The organism is Microbacterium sp. CSI-V (genome assembly GCF_001984105.1).
In the GTDB taxonomy this organism is placed as follows: Bacteria; Actinomycetota; Actinomycetes; order Actinomycetales; family Microbacteriaceae; genus Microbacterium.
This window is the reverse complement of record NZ_MTQM01000003.1, coordinates 38,012-54,990: the sequence shown is the minus strand read 5'-3', so window position 1 is coordinate 54,990 and position 16,979 is coordinate 38,012. Positions and strand designations below refer to the sequence as shown.

Annotated in this window: 17 protein-coding genes; 7 read left to right on the top strand and 10 right to left on the bottom strand. The window is 68.5% G+C overall.

Annotation, left to right across the window (positions count from 1 at the left end):
• The first annotated feature begins 311 nt into the window (after positions 1-311).
• On the top strand, positions 312-1,007 hold the full coding sequence (locus tag CSIV_RS17925) for a hypothetical protein (protein WP_175627528.1): 696 nt from the start codon (positions 312-314) through the stop codon (positions 1,005-1,007).
• 279 nt (positions 1,008-1,286) lie between these two features.
• Here CSIV_RS17925 and CSIV_RS00320 read toward each other — a convergent pair whose 3' ends face one another.
• Genes CSIV_RS00320 through CSIV_RS00310 form a run of 3 tightly spaced genes read right to left on the bottom strand, consistent with a single transcriptional unit; the run spans position 1,287 to position 3,339 of the window.
• Positions 1,287-2,024, bottom strand: coding sequence for an ABC transporter permease (locus CSIV_RS00320; protein WP_202969662.1), 738 nt, complete (start codon positions 2,022-2,024; stop codon positions 1,287-1,289).
• 20 nt (positions 2,025-2,044) lie between these two features.
• Positions 2,045-2,773, bottom strand: a complete 729-nt coding sequence (locus CSIV_RS00315; RefSeq protein ID WP_077049449.1) for an ABC transporter ATP-binding protein — start codon at positions 2,771-2,773, stop codon at positions 2,045-2,047.
• Positions 2,770-3,339: a TetR/AcrR family transcriptional regulator gene (locus CSIV_RS00310; protein ID WP_238592308.1), complete on the bottom strand. Its 570-nt coding sequence runs from the start codon at positions 3,337-3,339 to the stop codon at positions 2,770-2,772. Before CSIV_RS00310 ends, CSIV_RS00315 begins: the two co-directional genes overlap by 4 nt.
• Before the next feature lie 92 nt (positions 3,340-3,431).
• Between CSIV_RS00310 and CSIV_RS00305 the strand changes: the two genes are divergently transcribed.
• The 4 genes from CSIV_RS00305 to CSIV_RS00290 are packed head-to-tail and all read left to right on the top strand — an operon-like array spanning position 3,432 to position 6,558.
• Positions 3,432-4,793, top strand: coding sequence for a TrkH family potassium uptake protein (locus tag CSIV_RS00305; RefSeq protein ID WP_077049495.1), 1,362 nt, complete (start codon positions 3,432-3,434; stop codon positions 4,791-4,793).
• A complete protein-coding gene (locus CSIV_RS00300; RefSeq protein WP_202969661.1) occupies positions 4,786-5,490 on the top strand; it encodes a potassium channel family protein in 705 nt (234 codons plus the stop codon). Before CSIV_RS00305 ends, CSIV_RS00300 begins: the two co-directional genes overlap by 8 nt.
• 28 nt (positions 5,491-5,518) lie before the next feature.
• The gene (locus CSIV_RS18195) at positions 5,519-5,845 is read left to right on the top strand and encodes a hypothetical protein (protein WP_077049447.1); all 327 of its coding nucleotides are present in this window, start codon (positions 5,519-5,521) and stop codon (positions 5,843-5,845) included.
• Positions 5,842-6,558 (top strand): alpha/beta fold hydrolase, encoded by a 717-nt coding sequence (locus CSIV_RS00290; RefSeq protein ID WP_077049446.1) that lies wholly within the window; start codon positions 5,842-5,844, stop codon positions 6,556-6,558. The genes CSIV_RS18195 and CSIV_RS00290 overlap by 4 nt, the downstream gene beginning before the upstream one ends.
• A gap of 82 nt (positions 6,559-6,640) precedes the next feature.
• Here CSIV_RS00290 and CSIV_RS00285 read toward each other — a convergent pair whose 3' ends face one another.
• From CSIV_RS00285 to CSIV_RS00275, 3 genes are read right to left on the bottom strand one after another with little or no spacing between them, the layout of a single operon-like run.
• Positions 6,641-7,471: an ABC transporter permease subunit gene (locus CSIV_RS00285; protein ID WP_077049445.1), complete on the bottom strand. Its 831-nt coding sequence runs from the start codon at positions 7,469-7,471 to the stop codon at positions 6,641-6,643.
• Positions 7,468-8,388, bottom strand: a complete 921-nt coding sequence (locus CSIV_RS00280) for an ABC transporter ATP-binding protein (protein ID WP_077049444.1) — start codon at positions 8,386-8,388, stop codon at positions 7,468-7,470. The genes CSIV_RS00285 and CSIV_RS00280 overlap by 4 nt, the downstream gene beginning before the upstream one ends.
• 41 nt (positions 8,389-8,429) lie before the next feature.
• Complete coding sequence (locus tag CSIV_RS00275; RefSeq protein ID WP_083734897.1) at positions 8,430-9,149, bottom strand: TetR/AcrR family transcriptional regulator; 720 nt, start codon at positions 9,147-9,149, stop codon at positions 8,430-8,432.
• A gap of 246 nt (positions 9,150-9,395) precedes the next feature.
• Here CSIV_RS00275 and CSIV_RS00270 point away from each other — a divergent pair, with 246 nt between their 5' ends.
• On the top strand, positions 9,396-9,914 hold the full coding sequence (locus CSIV_RS00270; protein ID WP_077049442.1) for a hypothetical protein: 519 nt from the start codon (positions 9,396-9,398) through the stop codon (positions 9,912-9,914).
• Between the two features lie 33 nt (positions 9,915-9,947).
• On the opposite strand, the gene CSIV_RS00265 is transcribed toward CSIV_RS00270, so the two are convergent.
• On the bottom strand, positions 9,948-11,324 hold the full coding sequence (locus CSIV_RS00265; RefSeq protein WP_083734896.1) for a TrkH family potassium uptake protein: 1,377 nt from the start codon (positions 11,322-11,324) through the stop codon (positions 9,948-9,950).
• Between the two features lie 255 nt (positions 11,325-11,579).
• On the opposite strand from CSIV_RS00265, the gene nhaA reads away from it, so the two are divergent.
• Positions 11,580-12,923, top strand: a complete 1,344-nt coding sequence (gene nhaA / locus CSIV_RS00260) for a Na+/H+ antiporter NhaA (protein ID WP_077049440.1) — start codon at positions 11,580-11,582, stop codon at positions 12,921-12,923.
• Positions 12,924-13,092: 169 nt separating this feature from the next.
• Here the strand turns inward: nhaA and CSIV_RS00255 are convergent, their stop codons facing one another.
• The 3 genes from CSIV_RS00255 to kdpC are packed head-to-tail and all read right to left on the bottom strand — an operon-like array spanning position 13,093 to position 16,961.
• Positions 13,093-13,836, bottom strand: a complete 744-nt coding sequence (locus CSIV_RS00255) for a response regulator transcription factor (RefSeq protein ID WP_077049439.1) — start codon at positions 13,834-13,836, stop codon at positions 13,093-13,095.
• Entirely contained in the window at positions 13,833-16,343 is a 2,511-nt protein-coding gene (locus CSIV_RS00250; RefSeq protein WP_077049438.1) for a sensor histidine kinase, read from the bottom strand. The genes CSIV_RS00255 and CSIV_RS00250 overlap by 4 nt, the downstream gene beginning before the upstream one ends.
• Before the next feature lie 3 nt (positions 16,344-16,346).
• Complete coding sequence (kdpC, locus tag CSIV_RS00245; RefSeq protein ID WP_077049437.1) at positions 16,347-16,961, bottom strand: K(+)-transporting ATPase subunit C; 615 nt, start codon at positions 16,959-16,961, stop codon at positions 16,347-16,349.
• Positions 16,962-16,979: the final 18 nt, after the last annotated feature.

Genomic DNA, 16,979 nt, shown 5'->3' with positions numbered 1-16,979 from the left:
CTGCGGAAACGGTGAGCGGGTACCTCGCCAGGCTCGCCACGGCGAACATGCTCACGCCGCGCGATCTGCGACTCCACGTCACGGCCGTCGCAGGGCTCTCTCCGTCGCGCCCCAACCTCGAGCGCGCGGCGGGGTGGGCGGAACGGCTCGGCGGGCTCGCCCCGGGCCACTTCGACGCCGACGCCCGCCGAAACGCGATGTACGTGCGCTGTCAGCACTACCAATGGCAACCCACGCGCTGCAGACAGTGCGGGTACACGCAGCGTCCGCGCACCGCGTGCCAACGGTGCTCGGACGGTTCACACACGACCGTGTGCAGTCGCGGCGGAGCCGTCTGCAACAGGCACCGCCGATGGCACACCGACGGAGCGGATTTCGACCTCGCGCCATTCCCCGAGTACGCCCGCGCAGAACGCTGCCTGTCGGGAACGCTCTGGAAGCGCGGGATAGGACTCGCGACCGGCGAGTTGCAGCTGGCGGCAACGTTGATCCGGTACTGGGCGGTGGACGACCAGATCAGCCCGCGCGTCGCCGAACGCGTGGCTGCGCTCGGCGTCGATGAGCTCAGCTCCGAGACCGTCTTTCTCGTCGCGTATCCGGAGGTCGTGAACCTGACGACCGTCCTGACCGATCTGTCTTTCGCGAGCTACCTACTCAGCCCGCGGTTCAGCCTCGCAGAGCAGGTCTGGGCGCTCGAGGCCGCGGTCATCACGATCATGCGAGGCTCCACCACGCCACGGCTGCACCACGTGGCCGAGAAGATCGTCTCCCGCGGCAAGGCCGCCGTCGAGACCGCTTTCGGGATGCGTCAGAACGCGCACAACAAGCGGCCCGCGACTCTGGAGAAGGCGCTGATCGCCGCATCGCAGCGCCACCGCAGCTGCTTGCTGCGACACCTCAGCTCAGTTCGCATCCAAGTCCCGCCGTTCGAGCCCGGGGTGGCGGCACCAAGGAACGATGTCCTGGTGCGACGACGGCCGCTTCCCGATCTCGCGCTTCAGGAATAGGCGCTTCGCCTGCCGGTGTCGACTGTGCACCGGGGCGCTGCACAGTCTTGAGTGCGATCCCGGTCGGTTGCTCTCGAGGACATAGTCACGACGGAGGATCCGCCCACGCCGATCATCCCGATTGCCACGAAGGCTGGCGAATATAGCGAAATCTAGGGATGTCTAGCGTTTCCCTAGATTCTCCTAGACCTTGCTCCACCTTGGCGATGGTGCCGAAGATGCTCGGCCCGATGATCAAGCACGACGGCGGACGTTGCTCATGCTCGCAGCGACCGGTGGCTACTTGTCGAGTTGGAGGCGGTGCCAGGCGACGAGCGTCAGTGCTCCGAATAGGAAGGGGACGCTGGGGATCAGGGCGAGTTGTCCGGCTGTGACGCTGTCGGGGTTGATGGCCCAGAGTGCGGGGGTGACGATGGGGAACCATGCTCCGACGCCGATGAAGGCCATGACCTGTGCGATGACGAGGAGGCCGATCGCGGTCGCGATCCCAGGGAGCAATCCGCGGCCGAGGGTGGTGGCCCAGGCGGCGGGTGTGGCGGCGAGGCCGACGAAGATGGTCACCGGGATCTGGCGGGCGAGGGCTTGCCACTCGGTGGGGTCGGGCGCCCCGTGACCGAGCAGCAATCCGAGCGTCAGGAGCGTGGCACACAGTGCGAGCGAGACTGCGATCGTCCAGGCGAGGTAGATGAGCAGCTTGGCCAGGGCGATCGCCCATCGCGGCACGGGGAGGGCGAACAGTCCGGTGATCGTGCCGTCCGCGAACTCGCGGCCGATCATCCAGCTGAGCCCGATGCCGAGCGCGGGCATGACGCCGGCGGCGGTGATCTGCGCGGCGATCGCGAGCAGCGCGGACCACCCGTCGAGGTCCGCGATCGGGCCGAGCTTCGCCGTCAGTTGGGGGTCGCCGAGCTTCATCGCGGCGAGGATGCCGGCGACCAGCGCAGTCACGCTGACCAGGAGAAGCCCCGTGGTCCACCGCAGGACGCGGGACGTGACGGCCTTGCGTGTCTCGGTCACCAATGCAGAGCGGAAGATGCTCATGCCTGCCCCCGTTCCTGGTCGTCGGCGAGAACCGACGCGAAGAACGCCTGCTCGAGGTCGGCGCCCGTTGGGTCGAGCGTGCCGATGACGCGGCCGGCGTTGAGCACGGTGATGCGGTCGGCGATCCGGGCGACCTCGTCCAGGTGATGGCTGGACACGAGTACAGCGGCACCGGCGGCGCGGCGGGTGCGCAGTGCGTCGCGGAGCAGCAGCACCCCGGCGGGGTCGAGGGTGCTGGTGGGCTCGTCGAGCACGACGACGCGCGGGTGGTGCTGCATGGCGGCGGCGAGTCCGACCCGCTGCCGGTTGCCGGCGGAGAGCTGCCGTACCCTCACCTCGGCGTAGGGTTCCAGGCCGAACGCTCCGATGGCGGTGTCGACGGCTCCGGCGGCGACCCCAGCGGTCAGGCCGTGCAGCCGCGCGGATAGCAGCAGGTTCTCCCGTGCGGTGAGGTCGCCGTAGGCAAGCGGGTGCTCGATGACGTGGCCGACGCCCGACCATGCGGCAGCCGGCAGCTTTCGGAGGTCGGTCCCGCCCAGCAGGACGCGCCCTGCCGTGGGCCGGAGCATTCCGAGCAGCACCTTCATGAGGGTGGTCTTGCCGGCGCCGTTGAGCCCGACGAGCGCGTGGATCGTGCCCGGCCGCACCTCGATGTGGACGTCATGGATGCCGGCGCCGCCTCGGAACGTACGGGTCACGGCGGAGGCGCTGAGTCCGGCGCTCATCGTGTCACCGTGCGATCGAGGACGTCGAGGGCGAGCCGTATCGCGTCGTCGAGCGGGCCCGGGTCGTCCGTGACGGCCCAGGCGGTCAGCGACTCCATCAGCGCGGCCAGCGTGGCCGCTGCGGCGATCTGCGCGACGGTCGGGTCGGCGCCGGTGTCGGTGAGGGCCTGGGCGATCGCGTTCTCGGTGGCGCGGGTGTTGGCGCGGATGGCGCCGGTCAGCCCGGGGGTGCGGGCGGCGATCCGCATCCGCCGGCGCACCGCTTCTTCCGCGGGCCCGGGCACGGTGCGCCACGCGACGCGCACCCCGGCCGTCACCCGCGCAAGGGCGGGCATTGCTGGCGGCTGCGCGGCGACGGCCTCCGCGATGAGCGGATCGTAGGGGTCGTCCAGGAGCAGGCGATCCTTCGACGCGAAGTGACGGAACAGGGTCATCTCGCTCACCCCCGCCGTTGCGGCGATCTGCGCCGTCGTCGTCCGGTCGTAGCCGTGCGTCTCGAACAGCTCGAACGCTGTCTCGAGGATGCGCTGCCGCGTCCGGTTCCGCTTCGTCGGCTGCTCCGTCACGCCCATTATGTTAGCAACTAACAATCGCGGTGAGCGACTCGCCCACGGTGTCGTGGCTCGGGTGCTTCATCGATCACTACTATTGGCGGGTGCTGTTCGCTCGTGCGACGCGCGACGGGTCTACTTCGACCCGCCGGCTGCGTCCGGTGCAAGTCATCTTCCTGGGCTTCTTCGGCGCCGGCATCGTCGGCGCCGGACTACTGATGCTGCCTGTCGCGAAGACCGGACCGGGCGGGGCGAGCTTCCTCGAGGCGCTGTTCACCGCCACCTCCGCATTGTGCGTGACGGGCTTGGTCGTGGTCGACACGCCGACCTACTGGACCGGATTCGGGCAGGCCGTCATCCTGGCGCTGATCCAGGTCGGCGGGTTCGGGGTGATGACCTTTGCATCGGTGGTGGGCCTGGCCGTGCTGCGCCGGTTCTCGCTCCGCTCCCGCCTGGTCGCGGCGGCGGAGGTGAAGAGTCTCGGCCTGGAAGGTGTCGGATCGCTCGTTCGCGGCGTCGTGCTGATCTCACTGACGATCGAGGCCGCGGCGGCGATCATCCTCACGGCGCAGTTCGCGATCGCCTACGGATACGGGTTCGGCGAGGCCGTCTGGCTGGGGGTGTTCCACTCGGTGTCGTCGTTCAACAACGCCGGGTTCGCGTTGTACAGCGACAGCATGATGCGCTACGTCGCGGATCCGGTGATCTGCCTGACGATGTCGGCGGCGATCATCCTCGGCGGCCTCGGGTTCCCGGTGCTGGTGCAGCTGCGCCGTCACCTGCGTGAGCCGCGGCTGTGGTCGATGCACACCCGCCTCGTGCTCTGGGGGACGATCCTGCTGCTCGTCCTGGGCGCCGTCTACGTCACCGCACTGGAGTGGGCGAACCCGCGAACGCTGGGCCCGCTGGAGTGGCCGGCCAAGCTGCTGGCCGGGTTCTTCCAGTCCGTCCAGACCCGCACCGCGGGGTTCAACAGCGTCGACATCACCCAGCTGCACGAGGCGACCTGGTTCGGGATGGACGCGCTGATGTTCATCGGCGGTGGCCCTGCCGGCACCGCGGGCGGGATCAAGATCACCACGTTCGGGGTGCTGCTGTTCATCATCATCGCCGAGCTGCGCGGCGACGGGGTGGTGAACGTGTTCGGCAAACGGCTCTCCCGCGCCGTGCACCGACAGGCGATCACCGTCGCACTGCTCGCCGTCGCCCTTGTCGCCGGGAGCACCGGCCTGATGCTGCTGGTCACCGACCACCCGCTGGACAAGGTGCTGTTCGAAGTCACCTCCGCGTTCGGCACCGTCGGACTCTCAGCCGGGATCACCGCCGACATCCCCCCGATCGGGCAGGTGCTGCTCATCCTGCTGATGTTCATCGGCCGGCTCGGGCCGATCACCTTCGCCTCAGCGCTCGCCCTACGAGAGCGCCGGTTGCTGTACGAGCTCCCCAAGGAAAGGCCGATCATTGGCTGACAAGAAGATCCGCCTGTTCGGCGGCACCGACCCGTCCCGCGTCGCGTCCGCGAACGCCGTCGCCGTGCTCGGGCTGGGCCGGTTCGGCAGCTCCCTGGCACTCGAGCTCATGGCCAACGACACCGAAGTGCTCGGCATCGACACCCGGGAGGAGGTCGTGCAGGCCCTCAACGGCCGTCTCACGCATGTGGTCGCCGCCGACACCACCAGTGAGGATGTGCTCCGTCAACTCGCCGTACCCGAGTTCGACCGTGTGGTCGTCGCGATCGGCAGCGACCTGGAGGCGAGCATCCTCACCACGTCGCTGCTGCTGCGCTTCGGGATCCGGGATGTCTGGGCCAAGGCGGTCAGCGGCGCGCACGGCGCGATCCTCGAGCAGCTCGGTGTGCCGCATGTGATCTACCCGGAGCAGGACATGGGGCGCCGGGTCGCACACCTGGTGCGCGGCAGCATGCAGGACTACATCGAAGTCGACAACGACTTCGCCCTCGTGCGCACCACCCCGCACCGCGCGATCACCGGCATCCCGCTCGGCCAGACCGACCTGCGCGCCAAGCACGGCGTCACCATCGTCGCGGTCAAACCCCTCGGCAAACCCTGGACCCACGCGACAGCGGAGACGGTGCTCCGGCCCGAAGACGTCATCCTGGTCTCGGGACGAACCCGCACCGCTGAGGCGTTCAGCCAACTGCGCTGACAACTCCCTCTCTTGAGATGATCGGGCTGTGAAGATCCGCGCGGCGGCAATCGGGGCAGCAGTCGTGGCCCTGGCCGGTCTTGCCGGCCTGGCGCTCTGGTTCCTGCGCGGTGGGCCGAGGCTCCCGCCCGAGACGGACGCGATCATCGAGCGGGTGTCGGCGAGCGACCTGTCGCATGTCGTCGCCGGCGAGGCAGGGTATGCCGACTCGAGCGGCGTGCGCATCTGGTACGAGAGCATCCCTGCCGAGGCGCCCGAGAAGGGCGTGGTGCTGCTCAACATCTCGATGGCCGGGAACTCCCTGTTCGGCCGCCCGGCTTCATCCGAAGCCTCCGGCAGGCGGGGTATCGGGTGATCCGCTACGACCAGCGCGGCACCGGCGCCTCGGACTGGATGCCCGCGTGGCGCCGTGCGCACCCGTACGCGCTGGTCGACATGGCCGCCGATGCGACCGCGGCGCTCGACGCGCTGCGTGTCGAGCGGGCGCACGTCATCGGGCTCTCCCTCGGCGGATTCGTCGCCCAGGAGATCGCGATCGGCCATCCCGGCCGCGTGGCGTCCCTCACCCTGATGTCGACGGCCGCCGACCCCACCGACACGAGCCTCCCCGGGCCGCGGTTCGGCCGCATGCTGCGCGCCGGGCTCGCTGGCATCCCGCTGCTGCGATACCGCCTGCTCGGTGGCGAGAGGAACCTCGTCAAAGAGGTCGTGGCGAAGACCATCATCGGGATCGGCTACGAGAACCTCGACATCGAGGAGACCGCCGAACTCGTGCTCTACGACCTCCGCTACCGGCGCGGCATCAACTTCCGGGCCATCGGCCAGCACCAGGCCGCGGTGGCCGCCACCCGCTCCCGATACGAACTGCTTGGTGGTCTCCGGGTTCCCACCCTGGTCATCCACGGCACCGCTGACGACTTCCTCCCGATCGAGCATGCACGAAAGCTCGTCGAGCTGATCCCCGGCGCCCGGTCCCTCTGGCTCAAAGGGGTGGGGCACCTGTTCCCGTACCCCGATATGCCTGCGGTCACGCAGACGATCGTGTCGCATCTCGACGGCGCACGCTAGGCCGTGTTGAACCGACGCGAGACTAGCTGAGAAGAGGTGGGAACTGGGGTGGGCCGTCACACATGACGACTCACCCCATTCCTTAGCCGAGGATGTCGCGCCGTGCCAGTGCCGCGGTTCCGATCGCGACCAGCAGCGCGGAGCCGCCCCACAGCAGGACGAGGCCGGGCCAGTCGAATCCGTTGGTCAGCGGCGCTTCGCCGTACGCCCAGTGGAAGGGCGAGAGGACGCGCAGCCAGTCGAGGTCTTCGCTGTTGTTCGCGACAGCTTGCATGACGTACCCGGCGACGGCGACGCCTGCGCCGACTCCGACGCCCCACGACCGTCGGCCGGTGAGCGCACCGGCAGCGAAGCCGGCTGTTCCCGAGAAGAGGCCGAGCCCTATCCATGCCGTGGTGACGGCGACGAGGTTGCCGGCGTCGAGTTCCAGTTCGCCCGGGCCGTTCATCGCCCAGATGAGCAGCCATGCCACGACGCCCAGTACGAGCATCTTCGCCAGCAGGGCGAGGGCGCTTTCGAGAGCGTATTGCACGCGCCCGACGCCGTGGGCGAGGGTGAGCTCGAGGCGGCCGGATTCCTCGGCGCCGCCGGTGAACGCGCCGCCCCAGGTGATCGAGGCGATGGTGATGAGGAAGAAGCCGGTGAGGCCGAAGAACGTCGCCTGCGCGTAGCCGGCGCCGGTGGTGATGTTCTCGTATCCGATCGTGCGAACGAGTTCGGGAGGCAGCGAGTCCATCAGTCCGATGAGCTCGGGCGACTTCATGGCCGGGTACAGCGGTAGATAGAGGAATACGACGGCGGCCAGGCCGGCCGACCAGCCGATGAGTCCTCGCCACCCTTCGCTGAGCCAGCGGCGGAACACCGGGAGTGGGGTGGGGTGAACGGATGCGGTGCGCTGTGCGATGGCGGTCATGATGCTGCTCCGTTTCGGGCGTACAGATCCAGCACGGACTCTTCGAGGTCGGGTTCTTCCACGGTGAGGTCGCGGATCGTTCCGGCGGCGATGGCCCGGATCACGGGGTCGATGTCGCCGCGTGCGGTCGCGGAGACACGGACCAGGTCGCCTGCCGCGGCGACGTCCACGTCCTCGATACCGGATGCCGCGGCCAGAGCGTCGGCGACGGTCTCGGCCGCGACACCGGTGACGGTCGCGCGGACGCGGCGCACGCTCGCGATCCGCAGCGATGAGACCGGGCCCTCCGCGACGATGCGTCCCTGCGCGAGCACCGCGACGTCGTCGGCTGCCTGCTGGATCTCGCTGAGCACATGGGAGCTCAGCAGCACGGTCTGCCCCGCGTCGCGGGCCTCGCGCACCATCGCGAGGAACTCCCGCTGCACGAGCGGATCGAGGCCGCTGGTCGGCTCGTCGAGCACCAACAGATCGGGCCGGTGCATGAACGCCTGGACGAGTCCGAGCTTCTGCTTGTTGCCCTTCGACAGCGTCCGCACGGGCCGGGCCAGGTCGAGTCCGAGCCGCTCGGCGAGCTGCTCGATGGTGCCGGGTGCAACGGGGCCGCTGATCTCGGCGAGGTGGCGCAGCAGGGCGCGTCCTTTGACGCGTCCTTCCAGGCGCAGCTCGCCGGGGACGTACCCGATGCGGCGGCGAAGGGCGGCGCCGCCGGCTCGGGGTGATGCGCCCAGCACCGTGATGTCGCCTGAGGTGGGGCGGATGATGTCGAGCAGCGTCCGCAGGGTGGTGGTCTTGCCGGCCCCGTTCGGGCCGATCAGCCCGAACACCGAGCCGGACTGGACGGTCAGGTCGAGTCCGTGCAGCGCGGTGTGCGAGCCGTAGCGCTTGTGCAGCGCACGGGTGTGGATCGCCACGGTCATGGCGGTGGTTCCTTTCGAATCAGGGATGAGGATCGAGGACGCTACCGCGCCGCCGGGGGATCCGGATCCTGATTCGGGTCGCCGTCGCCCTTGTCGCTGCGGGGCCCGGCGGGCCGGGCGAGTGCTTCCTTCGCCGCCGTCAGCAGGCTGTCGTCCTGGAACAGCCCGTGGGTGAACAGCTCGAGGCCGGGAAGCGCCAGCCGCCGCGCCCCTTCCGGGCCTAGTGGGTCGACGCCCAGCACCCGAGCGATTTGACCCTGCAGCAGCAGCGGCGCCAGCCCGTAGGCGGTCAGCAGCAGCGCGGTGGCCTCGGGGTCGGACATCGTCTGCGTCTGCCACTTGTCTCCCACATCACGGAGCATCTTGCGGGTGTGCTCCAGGAACGCGTCGAACACCCGCCGACCGGCGTCGCCGGGATCGGCGAGCAGCCGAACCAAATAGCCCAACCTGCCCGCGTGGACGCCGACGCCCGCCAGCACCGCGTCGATCCCTTGCGCGGTGGGGTCGTCGATCGCGATGGTGCGGTCCGCGAGCAGTGTCGAGACCACGTGCTCATCGCACTCTTCACGCAAACCGGCCTTGGAGCCGTAGTGGTGCAGCACCAGGGCGGGGCTCGCGCCCGCGTGCGCCGCGATCTGCCGCACCGTGGCCCGATCGAAGCCCGCCTCGGCGAAGACCTCGATGGCGGCATCCCGGATGCGCGCACGCATCGTCAGGTCGCCAGCATCCCGGACTGAACTCACGTTCAGCATACTAATCATGCGTTCACCAATCTGTCCAGTGATGTCGTCCAGCTGCGGGGTTTCGTTGCGGAACGCCGCACCCGGCCTTGGCGGGCCGGGTCGCACAACGCAGGCTTCTTCTCACAGCACAGCCGTGGCGCGGTGTTTCTCGCGCCCGCTGCGGGTAGGGTGTCGTGGATCCCCCTCCGGGGTCACGGTGAGCCGGGAAGTCTGGTCGGCAGCGGTCGCGCGACCGCTCCGGCACACCGAACAGACGGAGAAGCGGTGACACACACCGTCGTCGCCCTGGGCGACCATCTCGATTCCCTACGCCAGCTGACCCCGCACCGCGGCGTGATCGACTCCGACGAGGACCTGGAGCCACGCGGCGGCGTGCGTGGGCTGGTCGTCGGGGTGGACCTGACGGGCGCCCGGTCTGCACGAGAGGTGCGGGCGGAACTGAAGCGACAGGTGACCCGGTGGGCCGAAGCGGCGCGCCGGTATCCCGGAGCGATCCACCTGCTGATCGCCTACCAGATCCCTCGGGGCCTGGACCCGAGCCGCGTTCAGGGAGCCGCCGACGGTGCCGCCCTGCGGGCGCACGCGATGCTGGAGCGCAGCGCCGCCCGCTACGTCGATGTGACCCTGCTCGATGTGACCGAGTGCGACGACACGACGGTTCTGGCGGATCGGATCATGGAGCGGATCAGTGGCCGGGCCGGTGCTTACTCGGCGGCGGCGCTGACGTGGGCGGATATCCGCGGCACTTCGATCGCGCGTGCCACAATGGCCGACTACTACTGACCAGCCTCTCACCCGCGACAAGGCCTCCGGGGTTCAGCCGATGATGGGGCGTTCCTCGGGGAGGGTGTAGAGCAGGTTCCGTTGCCGTAGCGCCAGGGCGGCGGCCAAGCCGATGGGGCCGATGCGGCCGGCGAGCATGAGCAGGCTGAGCACGTACTTCCCGAACGGCTCGAGCTCGGCGGACAGGCCGACCGAGAGTCCGCAGGTCGCGAACGCGGAGATCACCTCGAACAGGATCCGGTCCAGCGGCGCGGTGCTGACGGTCATCACCAGCCCGGTGGCGACGAGCACCAGGGTGGCGCCGAGGAAGGTGACGCTGATCGCGAGGCGGAGCGAGCCGTCGGGGATGTGGCGTCCTGCCGCGATGACGTGCCGGTCGCCGCGTGCTTCGGCGATGATGCCGAGGAACAGCACCGCGAGGGTGGCGACCTTGATGCCGCCGGCGGTGGACGCCGAGCCGCCGCCGACGAACATCAGCGCGTCGGAGACGAGCAAGGTGATCGGGGTGGACTCGTTCGTGTCGGTGAGCGCGAACCCGCCAGAGCGCATCATGACCGAGGCGAACAGCGCGTGGAACGCTTTCTCGGCGGGGTTCAGGTGGCCGATGGTGCGGTCGTTACCCCACTCGAGCAGACCCCACGCGAGCGCGCCGACCGCGAGCAGGATGGTGGTCGTGGTGAGGGTGAGTTTGGTGTGCAGGCTCCACTTGCGCCGGTGCCACTTGTGGATGATGAGAGTGAGGAACACTGGAAATCCGAAGCTGCCGACGAACACTCCGATCATGATCGGGACCAGGATCCACAGGTCGCCGTCGAACGGGGCGAGCCCGCCTTCGTGGATGGAGAACCCGGCGTTGTTGAACGCCGAGATGCCATAGAACAGGGCATTCCACAGCCCCTCCCACCAGTGTTCCTCGATCATCACGAACCGGGGGACTAGCGCGAGGACCAGGATCGCTTCGATGGTCAGGGTCGTGACCACGACGATGCGCAGCAGTTGCCCGACCTCGCCGAGCTTGGAGGCGCCGCCGATGCTCTGCTGCGCGAACAGCTTCCCTCGCACCCCGAGGTGGCGGGTGACGGCCCTCATCAGCAGCAGCGCGATCGTCACGATCCCCAGCCCGCCGGCCTGGATCGCGAGCAGGATCACGACCTGCCCGAAGAAGGACCACTGTGTGGCGGTATCGACACTGGTCAGCCCGGTGACGGTGACGGCGGAGGTGGCGGTGAACACGGCATCCTGCAGCGGCGCGGCGCGCCCATCTGCAGAGGAGACCGGCAGCGTGAGCAGGCCGGAGAACAGCACGGCGGCGAGAAAAAAGATCAGCACCGCCATCCGCGACGGCGACCGCTTCGCCAGGTCGCGGAGATAGCGACCCGGCCGCAGCACCGTCTCGGGCAACCATCGCATACCGCGGTCTCGCGCCACCGGGGTCTCCTCATCAGATCAGACGACCCGAGGGTCGCCGCCGACCAGGCTTCCCGGCACTCCGGCGACAAGCATAGTTCGGCTGATCCGAACCCCCTCCATGCCGCGGGGTTTTGGACCGCCGAGGATGTTCTGAAGACCTGCCAGGGCACCTCCATGCGGCCTCTTGTAGGCTGGGGGAGGCGCGTCGGGAAGCCTGGTCGACACCGTCCTTCGTCGACCCGATCGGAACCGCCTATGACCTCTCCCGACCCTGCCCGGAACACTCCCGCGAGTGCGCAGTTCCCTCTCCGCGGCAGCTACGCCGAAGCGCTGCGCATCGGCACACTGCTACGCAAGGAGACCGTCGGCGGCGGGCTTCTCGTGCTCATGGCCGCGATCGGCATCCTGTGGGCCAACTCGCCCTGGGCAGAGGCCTACTTCACCCTCCGCGACCTCGAGGTCGGCTACGAGCCGTGGCATCTGCAGCTCAGTCTGGGCGCGTGGGCCGCCGACGGGCTGCTGGCGATCTTCTTCTTCCTCATCGGCCTCGAGCTCAAACGCGAGTTCGTCGCCGGCGACCTGCGCCGCTTCAGCACCGCGATCGTCCCGGTCGTCGCCGCGGCCGGCGGCGTGATCATCCCCGCCCTGGTCTACGTGGCCATCGTCGCCCAGACTCCCGGTCTCCTGCGCGGATGGGCGATACCGACCGCGACCGACATCGCGTTCGCGGTCGCCGTTCTCGCGCTCATCGGCTCTCACTTGCCGGGCCCGCTGCGGATCTTCCTGCTCACCCTCGCCGTCGTCGACGATCTCATCGCGATCAGCATCATCGCGATCTTCTACACCGAGACGATCGCCATCGTGCCGCTGCTGATGGGCCTGCTCACGATCGCCGTGTACGCCGTACTCGCGCAGCGGTACCGGCAGTTCTTCCACCTCAAGCCCGCCGCCGCATGGCTGATCCTGCTGCCCATCGGCGTGGTCGCGTGGGCATTCGTCCACGCCTCCGGCATCCACGCCACCATCGCCGGCGTGCTGCTCGGCTTCACCATCCCCGTCATTCACCGCCGCCGCGACCAGGTGCCCGACACCGAACCAGGTCTCGCGGAGGAGTTCGAGCACCGTTTCCGCCCGCTCTCCGCCGGGTTCGCCGTACCGGTGTTCGCATTCTTCTCCGCAGGGGTCGCCATCGGCGGGGCGGAGGGCTTCCTCTCCGCGCTCACCGACCCGGTGACCATCGGGATCATCGCCGCACTGGTCGTCGGGAAGCCGGTCGGCATCGTCCTGGCGACCTGGCTGACCACCCGAGTCCGCGGCATCCGACTTGACCCCTCGCTGAGGTGGGTCGACATCACCGGCGTCGGCCTGCTCGCCGGGATCGGGTTCACGGTGTCGCTCCTGGTCACCGAACTCAGCTTCACCGCGACCGACCCGCACCACGACCACGCCAAGGTCGCGATCCTGCTCGCCTCCGTCGTCGCGGCCGTGATCGCCTCGGCCCTGCTCGCCAGCCGGAACCGCCGCTACCGCAAGATCGCCCAGAACGACGCGGAAGACACCGACAACGACGGCATCCCTGACGTCTACGATCGGCCGTAACTCGAGTGCGCCGAGCGACTTGAGAAGCTCCCCGGGGTCATCGGCGAGGGTCGCGCGTATACGCCCCATCACCCGTGTGGGGTGCGGTGGCGCGGACTGTGAGCACGGTGTCGTCCTCCTGACCTGGTCTCCTAGCGGATGTCCGGGGGCGACGTGTCGGGTATTCCGATCAGGGGTTGAGCGGCGGCGTGGTGTCTTCGGCCGTTATCGCGGCCGCGGTGTTGGGTCTGTCGATGTGGAGGCGGTAGCCCATGCCTGCTTCGGTGATGAGGTAGCGCGGGTGGGAGGGTTCGGGCTCGAGCTTCTTGCGCAGTTGAGACACGTAGAGGCGGAGGTAGCCGGTGTCGGTGGCGTGCTCGGTGCCCCAGATGCTGGTGAGCAGGGTTTGCCTGGTGACGAGGTTGCCGGTGTTGCGGATGAGGATCTCGATGACCTGCCATTCGGTCGGGGTCAGGCGGATCGGCGCGTCGTGTCCGTCACGGGTCCGTGTGGCGCTTCGGGCGGCGAGGTCGATGACGATGTCGCCGAGGTGGACAGCGGGGTTGCTGTCGTGTGGGGAGAGGCGGCGGGTGAGGGCTCGGATGCGGGCGAGGAGTTCTTCGACGGAGAAGGGTTTAGTGACGTAGTCGTCGGCGCCCGCGTCGAGGGCGTCCACTTTGTCGGCGGCGCCGGTGCGGCCGGAGACGACGAGGATGGGGGATTCTGACCAGCCGCGGATGCCGTGGATGACGTCGATGCCGTCGAGTTCGGGCATGCCGAGGTCGAGGAGGTAGATGTCGGGCTTGTGGTCGATAGCGGCGCTGATGGCTTCGGCGCCGTTGGTCGCGGTGATGATTTCGTACCCTTTGGCGGTCAGGGTGATGCGAAGGGCTCGGAGGATCTGAGGGTCGTCGTCGGCGATCAGGATCTTCATGACGGGGTGTCCTCTGGCTGGGCTGTGGTGCTGTTGTGGGTGGGGAGAGCGACGACCATGGTGAGTCCGCCGCCGGGCGTGTCTTCGGGGGTGAGGGTGCCGCCCATGCCCTCGACGAACCCTTTGGAGAGCGCGAGGCCGAGGCCGAGGCCGCTGGTGTTGTCGGTGTCGCCGAGGCGTTGGAAGGGAACGAAGACGTCGTCGATGCGGTCGGGTGGGATTCCAGGGCCGTGGTCGATGACGCGGATCTCGACGATGTCGTCTAAGGAGCTGGTGGTGATCCGGACCTTGGAGTCGTCTGGGGAGTGGCGCGTGGCGTTGGCGAGGAGGTTGACGACGACGCGTTGCAGCAGGCCTGGGTCGGCGGAGACTAGGGGGATCTCGGGGTTGAGGTCCAGCTCGAGCTCGTCGGGTCCGAGGCCGAGCTCATCGAGCGCGGGGACGATGACGTCGGCGGCGTCGACGTGGGTGGGGAGGATGGCGAGGACCCCGGCTTGAAGACGGCTGACGTCGAGAAGGTCGGTGACGAGGACGGAGAGGGTGGTGAGGCTTTCGCCGGCGGTGGTGACCAACTCAGCCATATCGGCAGGGGTGAGGGAGTCTCCGGCGGCTTGGAGGCCGCTGACGGCGGCGGTCGCGGCGGCTAGTGGCCGGCGGAGGTCGTGGCTGAGTGCGGACAGTAGGGCAGTGCGAATCTTGTCGGAGGCGGCGAGTGGGGCGATGCCGCTGGCAGTCTCGGTGAGCTCACGGTGTTCGAGCGCGACGGCGATTTGCGCGGCGACGACGGTCAGGAGGCGTTGTTCGCGGGCTGGGAGGTCAGGGCCGTGCAGTTCGAGCACGGTGCGTTTGCTTACTGGGACGGTCGAGTATCGGCCGTCGGCGAGGGGTTCGCCGGATGTTACCAGCACCGTGTCCCCTTCGCGCAGTCGCACGCCAGCCAAGGCGAACGCTTCGCGGGTGCGCTCCACGAGCGCCTCGATGGCGTTCTGTCCTCGCAGGACACTTCCGGCGATGGTTTGGATGAGTTCGGATTCGGCGGCAGCGCGACGTGCGACGCGTGTCTGTCGAGCTGCGCGGTCGACGATGAAGCTGACCAGCACTGCGATGGTGACGTACAGGGTGAGTGCAAGAAGATGGAGGGGATCGTCGATGGTGACGGTGTAGAACGGTTCGATGAAGAAGAAGTCCAGGGTGAGCCCGGACAGCACGGCAGCGAACAGGGCGGGCCAGATCCCTCCGACGAGAGCGACGATGACGACGAGCAGCTGGTAGCTGAGCACATCGCTGGTGATGGACTCGGGGCTGCGGAAGGTCGCGAGCAGCCAGGTGAGAGCGGGGCCGCCGATCAGGGCGAGGATCATCCCGGCGATGCGGCGTTTCATGGTCAGCGCGCCGCCGCTGCGGGGCAGGGCGAGGCGTCCGCCGGCGGCGGAGTGGGTGACGATGTGCACGTCGATGTCGCCGGACTCGCGGATGACCGTGGCACCGATACCGGGGCCGGTGAGCGCCGCGCTGAGCCGGCTGCGGCGGCTGACGCCGATCACGAGTTGTGTCGCGTTGAGGGACCGGGCGAACTCGACGAGCGAGTGGGGGATGTCGTCCCCGATGACCTGGTGATACGTACCGCCGAGCTTGTCAACGAGGGAGCGTTGCGCCGCTAACGCGGTGGGGCTGGAGGTGCGCAGTCCGTCCTGGCTGGTCACGTGCACCGCGATCAGCTCTCCGCCGGCGGAGCGGGCGGCGATACGGGCGCCGCGGCGGAGAAGGGTTTCACCTTCGGGTCCGCCGGTCAGGGCGACCACCACGCGTTCCCGGGCCTCCCATTGGCTGTCAATACCGTGCTCGTTGCGGTAGCTTTTCAGCGCCTGATCGACCTCGTCGGCGAGCCACAGCAGTGCGAGTTCGCGCAGCGCGGTCAGGTTACCGAGCCGGAAGTAGTTGGACAGGGCGGCGTCGATGCGTTCGGCGGGGTAGACGACGCCGCTTGCGAGGCGGTCTCGCAGGGCCTGCGGGGCGAGGTCGATGACTTCGACCTGGTCGGCTTCGCGGAGGATGCGGTCGGGGATGGTCTCTCGTTGGGGTACTCGGGTGATCTTTTCGACGACGTCGTTGAGAGATTCGATGTGTTGGATGTTGACGGTGGAGATGACGTCGATGCCTGCGTCCAGCAGTTCGTGGACGTCTTGCCACCGCTTTTCGTTGCGGGATCCGGGAGCGTTGGTGTGGGCGAGCTCATCAACGAGAGCGACAGCCGGGTTGCGTGCGAGGGTGGCGTCGATGTCCATCTCGGTGAGCTCGACGCCACGGTGGGAGACGACGCGGCGGGGGAGGATCTCCAAGCCTTCGGTCATCGCGGACGTGGCGGCGCGCCCGTGGGTTTCCACGACCGCGACGACCACGTCTTTGCCTTCGCTGAGAAGGCGTCTGCCCTCCTCGAGCATGGTGTAGGTCTTGCCGACGCCGGGGGCGGCGCCGAGGAGTACGCGAAGCCGCCCCCGTGTGCTCATCTGTCAGTCCTCCAACTGGTCTAGCGCCAGGTTAAGTTCCACGACGTTGACTGTCGGTTCTCCCAAGTATCCGAGGTCTCGACCTTGGGCGTGCTCGTCGAGGATGCCTTGCACCTGGTCTACGGTCAGGCCCCGCGCGTCGGAGACGCGCTGCACCTGCAGCTGTGCGTACTGGGGGCTGATGTGCGGGTCGAGTCCGGAACTGGATGCGGTGACCGCGTCCGCGGGGATCTCATCGGGAGAGACTCCGTTGAACTCGGCGATCTGTGCCTTGCGTTCCTCGATCGCCGCGATCAGGTCCTCGTTCTCGGGACCCCAGTTGGAACCTGAGGACGCGCCTCCGTCGTAGCCGTCGCCGGCTGCGGAGGGCCGGGGCTGGAAGTACTCCGGTAGCGGCTCACCGTCAGCGGCGGTGAAGTTCTGGCCGATCAAAGACGACCCGACGACCTCGCCTTCAGCGTTCCGGACGAGGCTTCCGTTGGCTTGTGCAGGGAAGGCGAGTTGACCGACCGCGGTGATCAGCAGGGTGTAGCCGATGCCGAGCACCACGGTGAACAGCAGGAGGGCACGGGTGGCGACCCAGAGGCTGCGGCCGGTGCTGCGGGTAGCGGTGTTCATGAACGTGTTGTCTCCTTG